Raw genomic sequence first — 13,010 nt, 5'->3', positions numbered from 1 at the left:
TTGACGCAATCCCCTTCCTCTGCTATACTTTAGCACAGAAGAGCGCAAAAGCCAAACACGACCGTTATCGTGCCGTGTCAATTCCTGGAGGGGGTCTACGATGGCTGTCCAGAGTCGTGAATTACGCCCTGAGCGGCGCTGGCCGCTCAGCATGCCTAGCGGGTATGCGGGCAATCTTGCCTATCTAATTACAGGCATTCTCGTTCTGCTTGCAAGCTATGTCTTGCTGAGCAGCATCGTCAGCCGGGTACGCATTGCCATAGACGACGTCCAGTATGGGCGTCCACGCACCTATCATCTGACAGCACATGTTGGACGACCCGAGGAGACCGGGGCACCCACGCACCTGATCGCCCTGAATCTTGATCGGCAAGTGATGATTATCGAGATTCCTGGTGGAGACGTCAACCAGGTACGCACCATGCCTGGGCCATACCTGTTCGGAGCAGGCGAAGACCTGACACCAGTCACCATGCGCCTGGCCGATATCAATGGTGACGGTGTCAATGATTTGATTGTACGGATCAAGAATGAAGAGATGGTCTATGTCAACCGTGAACAAAGCTTCACGCTACTCACTGCTGAAGAGCGGCAACACCTGCTCCAGCAGCAAGGAGGCCGTTAGCACTCAGACATGACTCATCCAGGGATAAGCAAAGCAGGCAACCTGCGGGCCAGGCGCAGGTTGCCTTTTATCCGCAACGTGCGGCGCAACCAATGCTGCCACGACGAAGCCTGACCCAGCACGAGACGGCAAAAGAGATCCGCACTCGCGATCTCGAGTGTCACATCGGTCGTACGTGCAAGCCCAATTTTGCCCATACCACCTTCTGGACTGATACGGACGAACCAGCTTCCACCACCCTGACCAGCAATATTGAGCCCAATCGTGGCATATAACTCGCCCCCCTGATTGCTGCGGTAACTCAGTCCTATCAGATGGATCAGACGCGTCATCTGCCGGCGCATCATGCCAGGTGAAAAATAGAGCCAGGTTGGGCGTGAGCGGGCCAGCGCCAGATGCAACCCATATAATACTCCCGCGTTCGCCAGCACAGCCCCAGCGAGTTCGGCTACCGTCGGAACTGACGTCATCCATGGAACAGCTTGCGTACGTCCTAGCTCTTCAGGGCCAAGTTGACCAACAATCCGTGCGATCTCGCTGAAGGCTGTCTCAAGTGAAGCGATCAGTTCGGCTTCGGTAGCCTCAGCCCGCGCCTCGATCTGTTGGCGGGCAAATGTTGACAATTCGTCAATGTCGTTGAGGCCTGGGATAATCAACGGGGCGCCACCAAGGGTCGCAAGGATCGCCAGATGATACGTATGCGTCATCGCCTCGACATATGCCAGGGCTTCACGACGTGTCCAACCCTCTGCGTTTCGTCCCAACCGCCGCAGCCAATCCTCGTCACGCGTACGCTCGAAGGTTCCATGATAAATATCACGTAACTCGAGCAGATCAGCGGCGAGCGTCACCGAGGTAAAGGCACCGCTCCGATCTTCTAGGCGGGCCATGGCAGCCGCTGCTTCAATTTGCTCGGGGGTAAGTTCTGGCTCTGATAGCTCTGGTGTGGCAACTGGTTCAAGGGTATGAGGTGGAGAAGGAATGTTTTGTTCTGGCTTGCGCATAGGTTCTATCGTGTTTCGTCTGTCTCTACAGATTGTATACTATAACCTGGGTAGTATAACACTGTAGGAAGACTCTATGTCAGAAGAACTCTGCTTGATGACGGCAACCGAACTCGCAACGCATATACGCGCACGACGTCTGAGTTGCACTGAAGTCATGCAAGCGCACATCGAACGCATTGAGCGGCTGAATGCCCAGGTCAATGCGCTCGTGACATGTATCCCTGAACGTGCGTTGAGCATTGCCCGCTCGTACGATGAAGCCCTCGCTCACGAGACAGCGCCCTCGTCACAAGAGGCACCCTTGTACGGCCTTCCTGTGGCGCACAAGGATCTGACAGAAACGCGAGGACTACGCACAACCTACGGTTCCCCCATCTTTGCCGATTATGTCCCGGCTTTTGATGCCTTGATTGTTGAACGCCTCAAGCGGGCCGGTGCGATCACGGTTGGCAAAACCAATACCCCCGAGTTTGGGGCTGGTTCCCAGACGTTCAATGCCGTCTTTGGTGCCACGCGTAACCCTTATGATCTGGATAAAACATGTGGCGGGAGCAGTGGGGGTTCTGCCGTCGCTTTAGCTTGCAGAATGTTACCCCTGGCCGATGGCTCAGATATGGGGGGAAGCCTGCGCAATCCGGCGAGTTTTTGCAATATTGTCGGGTTTCGTACAACCCCAGGACGAGTCCCCGTGTGGCCTGACCTAGCTCCATATATGCCCCTGTCGGTGGTTGGGCCGATGGCACGCACCGTCAGCGATGTCGCCCTGATGCTCTCGGCGATCGCAGGGCCAGATCCACGGGCACCGCTGTCGCTCGATGAACCCGGCGCATCCTTCCGCGAACCGCTGGCAAGCGATCTTCACGGTCTGCGCATCGCATGGGCACCGGATCTCGGTGGGTTGCCGGTGGAGCCCGAGGTCGCCACGATCTTTGCAGCCCAGCGACCGATCTTCGAAAGCCTCGGATGCTTGGTTGAAGATGCGCATCCTGACCTGAGCGATGCCGATGAGATCTTTCTCACGCTCCGTGCCATGCACTTTGAGTTGAGCCTGGGTAATTTGCTTGAAGAGCATCGTGCCCAGATGAAAGACACGGTGATCTGGAATATCGAGGCTGGTCAGCAGCTGCGGGGTCCCGCGATCGGGCAAGCCCTGCGCAAGCATAGTCAACTGCTCGCCCACATGCGGGCTTTCTTCAACCGCTATGATGCGATGGTCTTGCCGGTGAGCCAGGTGCCGCCATTTCCGATCGAACAACCCTATGTGACTGAGATCAATGGGGTGCCAATGCAAAACTATATCGAGTGGATGCGCTCGTGCTACTGGATCAGCGTGACCGGGCAACCCGCCCTGGCAATCCCCGGTGGCTTTACTTCCACCGGCTTGCCTGTAGGCCTGCAAATTGTTGGGCGTCCCCGCGATGAACGCCTCGTGCTACGGCTCGGGTATGCGTTCGAACAGGCAACAGGCTACTATCGTCAGCAGCCAACTATGGTCTAAGCCCAATACCTTGCAAAGAAGACCTCACAGGTCTGCTCATCTGCATTGGGACGCCATCATCAAGACCTGTGAGGTCTCTTCGAGGCCTTCTTTGCACAGGAATTGGCCTAACTAGTTTGTAAGCAAAGCTTCCTGGTATTCCTGCAGCCGTGTCAGGCTGAACGCAGCGAAGCATCTCTGCCATCTGAATGCCTGAGACCCTTCGCTGCGCTCAGGGTGACAAACCATCGGAAAACTTTGTTGACAGACTAATAACCCTCAACATAGGATAGCGCACACATGATGAATGAGGAAGAAGCAATACGCCAATCAGTTGGTATGCCTGTTACGGTTGCCACGCTGTGTGATGATCTCCGTAGACTCGGCCTGCAAGCAGGTATGACTGTGCTGGTGCATGCGAGTTTGAGTCGCTTGGGGTGGGTCTGTGGGGGGCCGGTTGCGGTCATCCTGGCCCTCGAAGAGGTTCTGGGAAGCGCTGGCACCCTGGTGATGCCAACTCATAGCGCCGACCTTTCCGATCCTGCGGCCTGGGTCGCTCCACCCGTCCCCGAACCCTGGTGGCCTGTGATCCGTGACCATATGCCCGCCTATGATCCGGCACTCACTCCGTCACGCCGGATGGGGATCATCGCCGAAACCTTTCGCCGGCAACCAGGGGTCGTGCGAAGTCAGCATCCGCAGGTCTCATTTGCTGCATGGGGGTACCACGCCGAGTGGATTGTGGCCGATCATACGTATCACGTCAATCTCGGCGAAGGCTCGCCACTCGCTCGCCTCTATGATCGCGCTGGTTTTGTGTTGCTGCTCGGTGTCGGCCACGCCAACAATACGTCGCTCCACCTGGCCGAGTACCGCGCCAATTTTCCGCAGAAACAAACGATTATGACGGGAGCGCCGGTGATGCTGGATGGGCAACGACAATGGGTGACATGGACTGATCTTGATTGGAATGACCGCGATTTTGCCCAGATCGGGGCTGATTTTGCCGAGGCGACTGGCCTCGAACGACGCGGTACCGTGGGCGTAGGGACGGCGATCCTGGTACCACAGCGGCCCCTCGTTGATTATGCGATAGCCTGGATGGAACGGTTGCGGATTGACGAGAGAGACGGTTTTAACGCAGAGGCGCAGAGGCGCAGAGGCGGGGAGAGAGAAATAGATATGCAAGAAGGAGGAGTCAATGACGTTCAAGACGACTGATCTTTCCGACGCCAATCCCGAGGTGCAGGTCGGTGAACCAATGTGGCGTCATTTTGGTGGCGTAACCGTCTTTAGCGGACCAATCGCAACCCTGCAGGTCTTTGAAGATAATGCGCTGGTACGGACGATCCTCGAAGAACCCGGCGAAGGGCATGTGCTCGTTGTTGATGGCGGCGGGTCACTACGTTGTGCGTTGCTCGGTGACCAGTTAGCGGCCCTGGGCATACAAAATGGCTGGGCCGGTGTGGTGATTCACGGTTGTGTCCGTGATACCGAAGACCTTGCACACTTGCCCCTGGGCATCCTGGCCCTCGCTCCACATCCACGACGCAGCATCAAACGAGGGCAGGGCACCCGCGGTGGAACACTGCACCTCGCCGGTCTTACCCTCAAGCCAGGTGTGTATCTCTATGCTGATGCCGATGGGGTCATTGTCAGCGATCACAAGCTATGACCCACTAGCTGCGTGCCTGAACAAGACGTACCGCACTTACAATGGCGTCAATCGTGAGATGTCCATAGATGGGAAAGGCGACAATAAGGATTTCACGGTTATCCTCGATCCGGCTGGCAAGAACCTCGCCTTCCCCATAAGGATTGCAGAGCACCTGGTCGCCAGGGAGAAAACGCGGTTCAATCGGCTCGAACCTCGACGAAACTGGCCGCGATGGTGTCGTCTGGTGCTGCTTCTGGGCTTCCTGCTGCTGACGCATGCGCCGTAACCGTTCCACCATCGCGGCGGCGTCAGGCATAACGGGCGGTGGTTCGGGCAGTGGTGGCGCAGGCGGTTCTTGGGGTGGCGCAGACCGCGGAGGCGGGCTCGTTGGAGGAGCAGCTTTGGAAGGCGCTCCAGCCTGCGCAGGTGGACGCGAAGCTTGATCGGCACGGCGACTACGTGGCATACTCGGAGTTGTGCCTTTTTCGTCTGGCGTAGCCGCATTCGCATCTGACTTTGGCGGCTTGCGTGCAGACGATGATGATGAAGACGAAGGCGTCCGGGCTTTGCCTGATGAACGTGTACGGGGAGGCGGAGGCGCTTCACGTTCCTGATCCGGTTCGTCAGCAGGTGTTTGCGGTGAGATGAGAACCGGCGTTTCGCTACCCGACCCACGTACGCCACCCGGCGCACCTGTCACTTCCTCACGCACTGGCACGGGTGGCACCTCGGACGCCCCGCGCCCCGACGCCACGCCACCCGGCGCACCTGTCACTTCCTCACGCACTGGCACGGGTGGTTCGCCGGACGCCCCCCCACCCGGCGGCCCAGTCAACTCCTGGCGCACCGGCGCGGGCGGTTCGCCGGACGCCCCCCCACCCGGCGGGCCAGTCAACTCCTGGCGCACCGGCGCGGGCGGCTCGCCGGACGCCCCGCACCCCGACGCCGCTCCACCCGGCGAGCCCGTCACCGGCTCACGCACCGGCGCGGGCGGTTCGCCGGACGCCCCCCCACCCGGCGGGCCAGTCAGCTCCTGGCGCACCGGCGCGGGCGGCTCGCCGGACGCCCCGCACCCCGACGCCGCTCCACCCGGCGAGCCCGTCACCGGCTCACGCACCGGCGCGGGCGGTTCGCCGAACGCCCCCCCACCCGGCGGGCCAGTCAACTCCTGGCGCACCGGCGCGGGCGGTTCGCCGGACGCCCCGCGCCCCGACGCCGCTCCACCCGAGGGAGGCACGGATGAAGCGGCAGTGCGCCGCGCATCGGTCGGAGGGATCGCTGTCGGTCGCTGCGACAAACGAGCAGGAGGCGAAGACTGAGGAGGTGGCACCGGCTGAGGACGCACGCCGGAACGTGGCTGGGGCGGCGCAACTGTCTGGCCGCCGGCAAGCAGGGCAAGCAACCAATCCTTATCCGCACGCGCCACCGTCTCGAAGAGCGGATCAAGGCCGCGTTGATTCACAATATCATAGGCAAGCGGCAAGAGTGTTTCAAGCGCCTGATAGAGCCAGTAGGCGACCCCATTGCCACCTGCTTCGGTATCAACAAAATAGAGCCTGCGGGCTTCTTCATCATACGCAGGCACAAGATCGTAGATCGAGGCAAGGGTAGCAAGCGGCAGCGCCATCACGAGCGACCAACCCATCACCTGGCCCTCGGCCTTGATCCCGTTTACCAGATCAATCCAGAGCGCCGGGGCGGTCCACTTCCCCATGATTGGCTCGTCCAGCGGCACCTGCGTGATCACATTGCTGGCATTGACTTCGCGCAGGGCATAGATCTCCTCATCAAAAGTCACCCGCCCCCAGGCAACGTCGAGGCCACGGATCGCACGCTGTTCACGGCGCTCGCGCACATGCACACTACACCGGCGCAGCGGCATCGTACGGCGCGACTCATAGGCCGTACTCAGCGTCAGCACAAGCTTCACTTCATCGCGCTCGAGCACACGATAGCCACGGCCAAAGGGGGGCAAGACCGCATTGACCGCACCCCAGCGATCAAACAGCGCCATCGTGACCGAACCGAGATCCGCACCCTGGGGGCTCACAAGACGAGCGACTTCACCCTCAACGCTCTGCACAGTGAAGGCAGCATAGGGATCTTGCGGCCCAGCAGCAGGTTGCCACATCTGAGCAGAGCCTGGCAATACACGGAGCCGACCCTGCTGTTGCAAATGCTGCACCATCGGCATTGACTGCCACTCTTCCGCCACTTCAGCGGCTTGCAACGGCTGTTCGCTGGCGGCACACAACAGATGCTGGGCCTCGACATAGCTATTGCCAGGGGCAACAATCCATACAGGAGGCTGACCATCAAGCAAAGGAAACTGATCCTGCATTGCCATACGTACGAGCATATGTTCCACAGGATCATCACCGAGCATCAAAACAATCAACCGCGTACGATCCAGCGCTGCTCGGAGTGAGGCCGCAACACCACTCAGACTAGGAAAGATCTGCACCTCGGCAGGGACAGCATGCAAGCCGATACTCACCGCTGGTTCATCCTGACCGACAACAGACTGCACCAGCGCCAATTCAAACGGAGGGCACGTCACATGAAGCGAGGTTGCAGTACGCGCGAGACCAAGGGTGAGCGCCACGAGATCGCGAATCCGTTCGGCACCCGTGCGCCAGACCGCGAGCGTCACCTCTGGGGAGAGGGTATCGTGGGCGGAAATAACACGCCAGGCGACCCGACTCATCGTAGCAAGCGCCTCTTCTGCCCCGGTAACAGGAGCGATCGTTGCCATATACTGAAGGCTGGCACGTGCGGGGCTCAAACGGCGCACACGGAGCAACAGAGCCTCAAGGTGAGCGGCAGCAACACCGGTATAGGCATGAGCGCTGAGTAACACCACCGTGCGTAACCGCAACCAGAAGGCCGTCCAGGCGCGATCATGGTGACGCAAGAGGCGCTGATGCAGCATGGCAGGAGTCGCCACGATCACCTGAGCCGCCATAGCGGTGCGCACACCAGATCCCGCAGCGATACCCACACGCAATGGCTCGGGTAGCGCTGCGGTCAATCGGACGAGATCGGCAGCGTAATGAGTTGCACTCAGATCATCGGGAACCAGCACCAGCGCAGTCGAAGGAGCAGAGTCGCGCACATACTCTGCCAGCAGCAGCGAGAGCGTTTGCTGGGCAGAAGCACCGCCCATAAGAGCCAGCGGTTCACCACGACGTAGAGACGCGAGCGCCAGCGCCTGATGCTGATGAAACGGTTCACCAACAACACGAATCCATGCCTGTTCCAGATGCTGGTGAATAGGCAAGTGGGAAATGCGCACCCCTGCACGTTTCGCAAAGGTTTGCACCGTAAGCAACGGGGATTCGTTGCGCGTGCGTTGGCGGGCAATCTGTTGCAGGGCGGTAACAAGATCGCCCCCACCATGTCGACCACCTGATTGCGAATTGCTATCCATGCATCTACACTATGCCTATAGATCCCCTTTTTCTATTGTAGCACAGAGCAGCAACGTAGGGGCAAAGCACCCGTCCCTACGGACGAGCCGACCCAAACCAACGTTGCTCAAGAGTCGTCAAAACACCTTCCCGGCGAAGATCGGCGAGGATGCGGTTGATGTCGGCTTCAAGCTGAAACGCCGAACGCGGCATCGCCAACACCAGTGGCTCAAAACTCAATGCTTCGGCAAGGCGAAGATCAGGATACGCGTGGATGGCCGCAAGCGCTGTCATATGATCAACCATCACGGCATCAAGATGGCCTGCCTGCAACGCTGCGACCGCATCGGCTGGCTCGTCATACGCCGAAACAAGGTGCATCGGCAGCCCATCACGCACAAGACGCCGAGCGAGGGCATCGGCATCGCTCCCCAGCGCAACCCCCACCGTGCGCCCGGCAAGATCGCGTCGCTTGCTCACCGGCGCCGCCTCGGGGACAAGGAGCATCTGCCCAGCGTCAAAATAGAAGGTGGAAAAGCGTGCCCGAAAACCCTGTTCAGGCGCATAGACAAGCGCCGAGGCAATCAGATCGGCGCGACCACTCGTCAGCGCATCATAGAGGCCATCAAAGCCCGTCGGCACAAACTCGGCGGCAAGCCCCATCCGCGCAGCGACGATCTCGACGAGTTCAATATCATAGCCAACCAGACGCTCGCCCTGCTGATCGGCAAAGGGTAACACCCCGATATCTACCGCAATGCGGAGCGTCCCACGTTCACGGGCTGCCGCCATGACAGGGTCAAGCGCAACCGACGCAGTTCCCTGCGTGCCCCCAGCCACGAGCCAGACCAACGCTCCATACCCACACAATACCGCCAGAGCCAAGAGATCAACCATCCAATGACGTACAAAGCCCGATCGCATCGTCTCATCCTCATCGCTGCTGGCCTCTGATTAGAAACCTCAGGCAAAGCTCACCGGCACCCCCTCAGGGGGCTTTCACCAGAGGCGGGGCTGCAAATCATTGTCATCAGGCGACGAAGGTGTCTTTTCGGAGAACGGCAAACCGAGGTGTTCAAAGGCACGGCGCGTCGCAATGCGGCCACGGGGCGTGCGCTGGAGGAAACCAAGCTGAAGCAAAAAAGGCTCGTAGACATCCTCAATGGCATCAATTTCTTCGGCAAGGGCAGCAGCGAGCGTCGAGAGCCCGACAGGACCACCGTTGAAGAGTTCAATAATCGCCCGCAGCAAGCGGCGATCATTTTCATCAAGGCCAAGATCATCGACTTCAAGCTGAGCAAGAGCCGCTCGCGCAACCTCGAGATCGATCTGCCCCTCGGCGACAACCTGGGCATAGTCGCGTAGGCGACGCAACAGGCGATTGGCAATACGGGGCGTGCCACGTGCTCGACGGCCCACTTCCAGCGCAGCCTCAGCCGTGATCGGAACCTCAAGAATGTGCGCCGAACGAACGACGATCTCGCACATCGCCGCATCGGCATAAAACTCAAGGCGATGGGGCGCAACAAAACGATCGCGGAGCGGCGAAGTCAGCAAAGCGAGGCGCGTTGTAGCCCCAATAACGGTGAAACGAGGCAACTTGAGCCGCAAACTACGCGCACTCGGCCCTTTACCGACGATCAGATCGAGGGCAAAATCTTCCATCGCCGGATAGAGCACCTCTTCAACCACCCGATTGAGGCGGTGTACCTCATCAATGAAGAGGATGTCATTTTTCTGGAGATTGGTGAGCAACGCGGCGAGATCACCGGCCCGTTCGATCGCCGGGCCACTCGTCACCTTGATCTTGACGCCCATCTCGTGCGCAATCACATTCGAGAGCGACGTCTTGCCAAGGCCAGGAGGCCCATAAAAGAGGGTGTGATCCAGGGGCTCGCCACGCGCACGCGCCGCAGCAATCGCAATCCGCAGTTGCGCCACAACCTTCTCCTGACCAATAAATTCGGTCAGGCTACGCGGGCGCAGACTCTTTTCAACCTGCTGATCGTCCCCCTCAGACCTGGGGCTAACGAGTCGATCTTGCTGCTCCATCCGAACCTCGCTGCGATCTGCTGTTGACGATTATCATCGCCAGGAGAGTCATAGCATACCACAATCTCTACCACCAGCGGGGAAGGGCAAGGCGTTTCTCGCACCGCAGCACAAGAAGATAGGGCAAGCAAGATACTGCGAAGCACCAAACGAATTGGCACTCGCACCTACCCGCTTACCCCATCTTATTGTTTCCCAACAAAGTTATGCTTTAACGCGAGCATCAAGATCAGCAAAGGCCCGGAAAATGTCACTCTCGGTTAAAATACCGACAATGGTATGCTCAGCATCTGTGACGGGCAAACTCCCAAAGTGATGATTGGCCATCAACAAAGCAGCCTCGGCCAGCGGTGTCTCGGGATGAACAACAACAACATCGCGTGACATCACTTCTGAGACTTCCATTCCGGCGTGCAGATGGCGTGATGCCGCAAGCAGCAGGTCACGCTCGGCCAGGATGCCAACCAGACGTCCGGTCGCGTCGACAACAGGCAAATGGCGAAGGTGATGGTACTGCAAAATGCCAAGCGCTGACAATGCGCTCGACTCGGGCTCAATCGTAACGGGATGGGCACTCATACGATCGCGGACCAACATGGTCTCGTTCCTTTCTGGCAGCGGGCACAACGCTACAGATATCACCGTCCGAACAGAATCAAACGCGAAGTCTCCGCCTCTTGTTCGCATATCTTCATGATCACTCTAGGTCTACTGAATATCGTAGACCGGTATCGGCCATTTCGGTGATAAGAAGCATTAAGGTAGTGTTATCATTAAGCAACTTTCCAGGCAAAGAAGAGAAGAGCAGAGCCTATGAATGAGCAACAAAACGCTGACGCTGATGCCGAGACCCGCTTTGCAGCTATATTTTATCATAGCCCAATTGGCATTGTCATGACTCGCATCCAGGATAGTGTGATTGTCGAAGTGAATGCTGCCTGGATGAAACTCATTGGGTATACCCGCGAAGAGGCGCTTGGGCGAACTGCCATGGAACTCGGCCTTTGGGAAGAACCACACGATCGCCAGCGCTTGTTGGATCACCTCGATGCACGCGGAAGAATTGATGGTTTTGAGGCAACGCTACGCCAAAAAGGAGGCGGACAGTGTCATGCCCTGATCTCTGGCGAGTACCTGGTCTTGAAGCATGAGCGCTTCCTGGTTTTACAACTAGTTGACCTTACGGCACGGAAGCAGTCAGAACTCTCGTTACGTGAGAGTGAAGAACGCTATCGCTTGCTCTTTGCGACCATGGTACAAGGGGTGATCTACCTCGATCTCGATGGCTACATTATTGACGCTAATCCAGCCGCGCAGCGCATCCTTGGCCTGACCCTCGACCAGATGCGTGGTCGCACCTCGCGTGATCCTCGCTGGAAGGCGATCTATGAAGACGGGACAACCTTTCCGGGCGAGGCTCATCCAGTGAGCATGGCCCTCCGTACCGGCCAACCCGTCTACAATACTGTAATGGGCGTCTATAATCCACTCATTGACAAAACCAACTGGATCAGGATCAATGCCATCCCACTCTTCAAACCTGGGCAAAACACCCTCTACCAGGTCTATGCGACCTTTGAGGATATTACCGAACGCAAAGTGGCTGAGTTCGCCCTGCGCGCAAGCGAGGAAGAGCTTCGCAATCTGAATCAAAATCTCGAAGCGCTGGTACGAAAACGCACTGCCGAGGTGCAAGATCTGTATGATCGCGCCCCGAATGGCTACCATTCCCTTGATGCCGAGGGTAACATTCTGATGATCAATCAGACGGAACTGGCCTGGCTCGGCTATACCCACGAAGAACTGCTTGGGCAACATGTGAGCAAAATTATTGCCCCACACAGCTTACCTACCTTCCAACAGGCGTTTCCGATCTTTATAGCCCAGGGATGGATTAAAGATATCGAACTTGATTTCCTTCGTAAAAATGGAACCACTTTTCCCGTACTTATTAGTGCCATTGCGATTCGAGACGAGGCCGGTTATTTTGTGATGAGCCGGACAACGATTTTCGATAATACTGATCGCAAGAAGGCCGAGAAAATTCAGTTGCTTGCCAACGCCGAAATGGCGCGCGCGCTGCGTACCAAAGATGAGTTTCTCGCCACCATGAGTCACGAATTGCGCACGCCGTTGAACGCCATCCTGGCCCTGAGTGAAAGCATGCTCGAAGGACTACGAGGGTCGCTCAATGACCGCCAACAAGAGGCGATCCACCATATTGAAGCCAGTGGCAAGCATCTGCTCACGTTGATCAATGATATCCTCGATCTGTCGAAGGTTGAGGCCGGGCGACTCGATTTGCAGATCAGCCCTTTCCCGGTCATCGAATTGTGCCAGGCGAGCATGCAGTTTGTCAAAGAGATGGCCCGCAAGAAGGAACTGACGTTGCATATTGAGATACGTGAAGAGGACGGCAAAGTTCAATTGGCCGCTGATCCCAAGCGCCTCAAACAGGTTCTCGTCAACCTGCTCTCGAATGCAGTGAAATTCACGCCCAGCGGTGGCCTGGTCACCCTCGAAGCGGGTGTCTCCGCAGACCAGACCAGCTTCTATTTTGCCGTACGCGATACCGGCATAGGCATCCAGTCTGAAGATATGGCACGGCTCTTCCAACCATTTACCCAACTCGATGGCGGACTGACGCGGCAATACGATGGCACCGGCCTCGGGCTCACCCTCGTGCGCCGTCTGGCTGAATTGCATGGCGGCACCGTTACAGTTGAGAGTGTAGTTAATCAGGGCAGTTGTTTTACTGTTCTGCTGCCGTATCAACCTTGAA

10 protein-coding genes are annotated in these 13,010 nt (G+C 58.0%); 5 read left to right on the top strand and 5 right to left on the bottom strand.

All coding sequences use genetic code 11. The features are described 5' to 3' along the window. Positions 1-100: 100 nt before the first annotated feature. Positions 101-625 (top strand): hypothetical protein, encoded by a 525-nt coding sequence (locus tag EKD05_RS02500; RefSeq protein WP_129670724.1) that lies wholly within the window; start codon positions 101-103, stop codon positions 623-625. 14 nt (positions 626-639) lie between these two features. Here EKD05_RS02500 and EKD05_RS02495 read toward each other — a convergent pair whose 3' ends face one another. Then, a complete protein-coding gene (locus tag EKD05_RS02495; protein ID WP_129670723.1) occupies positions 640-1,629 on the bottom strand; it encodes an SCP2 sterol-binding domain-containing protein in 990 nt (329 codons plus the stop codon). A 76-nt stretch (positions 1,630-1,705) separates the two neighbouring features. Here EKD05_RS02495 and EKD05_RS02490 point away from each other — a divergent pair, with 76 nt between their 5' ends. The 3 genes from EKD05_RS02490 (at position 1,706) to rraA (ending at position 4,784) form a co-directional block, all read left to right on the top strand. Beyond that, entirely contained in the window at positions 1,706-3,130 is a 1,425-nt protein-coding gene (locus EKD05_RS02490; protein ID WP_129670722.1) for an amidase, read from the top strand. A 282-nt stretch (positions 3,131-3,412) separates the two neighbouring features. Continuing rightward, complete coding sequence (locus EKD05_RS02485; RefSeq protein WP_129670755.1) at positions 3,413-4,330, top strand: AAC(3) family N-acetyltransferase; 918 nt, start codon at positions 3,413-3,415, stop codon at positions 4,328-4,330. Next, entirely contained in the window at positions 4,311-4,784 is a 474-nt protein-coding gene (gene rraA / locus EKD05_RS02480; RefSeq protein ID WP_129670721.1) for a ribonuclease E activity regulator RraA, read from the top strand. The genes EKD05_RS02485 and rraA overlap by 20 nt, the downstream gene beginning before the upstream one ends. A gap of 4 nt (positions 4,785-4,788) precedes the next feature. On the opposite strand, the gene EKD05_RS02475 is transcribed toward rraA, so the two are convergent. From EKD05_RS02475 to EKD05_RS02460, 4 genes are all read right to left on the bottom strand, one after another. Further along, positions 4,789-8,196, bottom strand: a complete 3,408-nt coding sequence (locus tag EKD05_RS02475) for a hypothetical protein (RefSeq protein WP_129670720.1) — start codon at positions 8,194-8,196, stop codon at positions 4,789-4,791. Between the two features lie 76 nt (positions 8,197-8,272). Then, the gene (locus EKD05_RS02470; protein ID WP_129670719.1) at positions 8,273-9,100 is read right to left on the bottom strand and encodes an ABC transporter substrate-binding protein; all 828 of its coding nucleotides are present in this window, start codon (positions 9,098-9,100) and stop codon (positions 8,273-8,275) included. Positions 9,101-9,175: 75 nt separating this feature from the next. Further along, entirely contained in the window at positions 9,176-10,228 is a 1,053-nt protein-coding gene (gene ruvB, locus EKD05_RS02465) for a Holliday junction branch migration DNA helicase RuvB (RefSeq protein ID WP_129670718.1), read from the bottom strand. Between the two features lie 204 nt (positions 10,229-10,432). Then, positions 10,433-10,825 (bottom strand): CBS domain-containing protein, encoded by a 393-nt coding sequence (locus EKD05_RS02460; RefSeq protein ID WP_165360546.1) that lies wholly within the window; start codon positions 10,823-10,825, stop codon positions 10,433-10,435. 216 nt (positions 10,826-11,041) lie between these two features. Here EKD05_RS02460 and EKD05_RS02455 point away from each other — a divergent pair, with 216 nt between their 5' ends. After that, entirely contained in the window at positions 11,042-13,009 is a 1,968-nt protein-coding gene (locus EKD05_RS02455; protein WP_129670716.1) for a PAS domain-containing sensor histidine kinase, read from the top strand. Position 13,010: the final 1 nt, after the last annotated feature.

Source organism: Candidatus Chloroploca sp. Khr17 (assembly GCF_004138165.1).
Lineage (GTDB): Bacteria > Chloroflexota > Chloroflexia > Chloroflexales > Chloroflexaceae > Chloroploca.
Note: the sequence above shows the minus strand (reverse complement) of the source record. Positions and strands in the feature narration are given on the sequence as shown.

Excerpts from the sequence above, each read along its gene's own strand:
- ruvB (WP_129670718.1), bottom strand. The coding sequence starts at position 10,228 with ATGGAGCAGCAAGATCGACTCGTTAGCCCCAGGTCTGAGGGGGACGAT.
- EKD05_RS02470 (WP_129670719.1), bottom strand. The coding sequence starts at position 9,100 with ATGCGATCGGGCTTTGTACGTCATTGGATGGTTGATCTCTTGGCTCTG.
- EKD05_RS02490 (WP_129670722.1), top strand. The coding sequence starts at position 1,706 with ATGTCAGAAGAACTCTGCTTGATGACGGCAACCGAACTCGCAACGCAT.
- EKD05_RS02485 (WP_129670755.1), top strand. The coding sequence starts at position 3,413 with ATGAATGAGGAAGAAGCAATACGCCAATCAGTTGGTATGCCTGTTACG.
- EKD05_RS02460 (WP_165360546.1), bottom strand. The coding sequence starts at position 10,825 with ATGTTGGTCCGCGATCGTATGAGTGCCCATCCCGTTACGATTGAGCCC.
- EKD05_RS02500 (WP_129670724.1), top strand. The coding sequence starts at position 101 with ATGGCTGTCCAGAGTCGTGAATTACGCCCTGAGCGGCGCTGGCCGCTC.
- EKD05_RS02475 (WP_129670720.1), bottom strand. The coding sequence starts at position 8,196 with ATGGATAGCAATTCGCAATCAGGTGGTCGACATGGTGGGGGCGATCTT.
- EKD05_RS02495 (WP_129670723.1), bottom strand. The coding sequence starts at position 1,629 with ATGCGCAAGCCAGAACAAAACATTCCTTCTCCACCTCATACCCTTGAA.
- rraA (WP_129670721.1), top strand. The coding sequence starts at position 4,311 with ATGACGTTCAAGACGACTGATCTTTCCGACGCCAATCCCGAGGTGCAG.
- EKD05_RS02455 (WP_129670716.1), top strand. The coding sequence starts at position 11,042 with ATGAATGAGCAACAAAACGCTGACGCTGATGCCGAGACCCGCTTTGCA.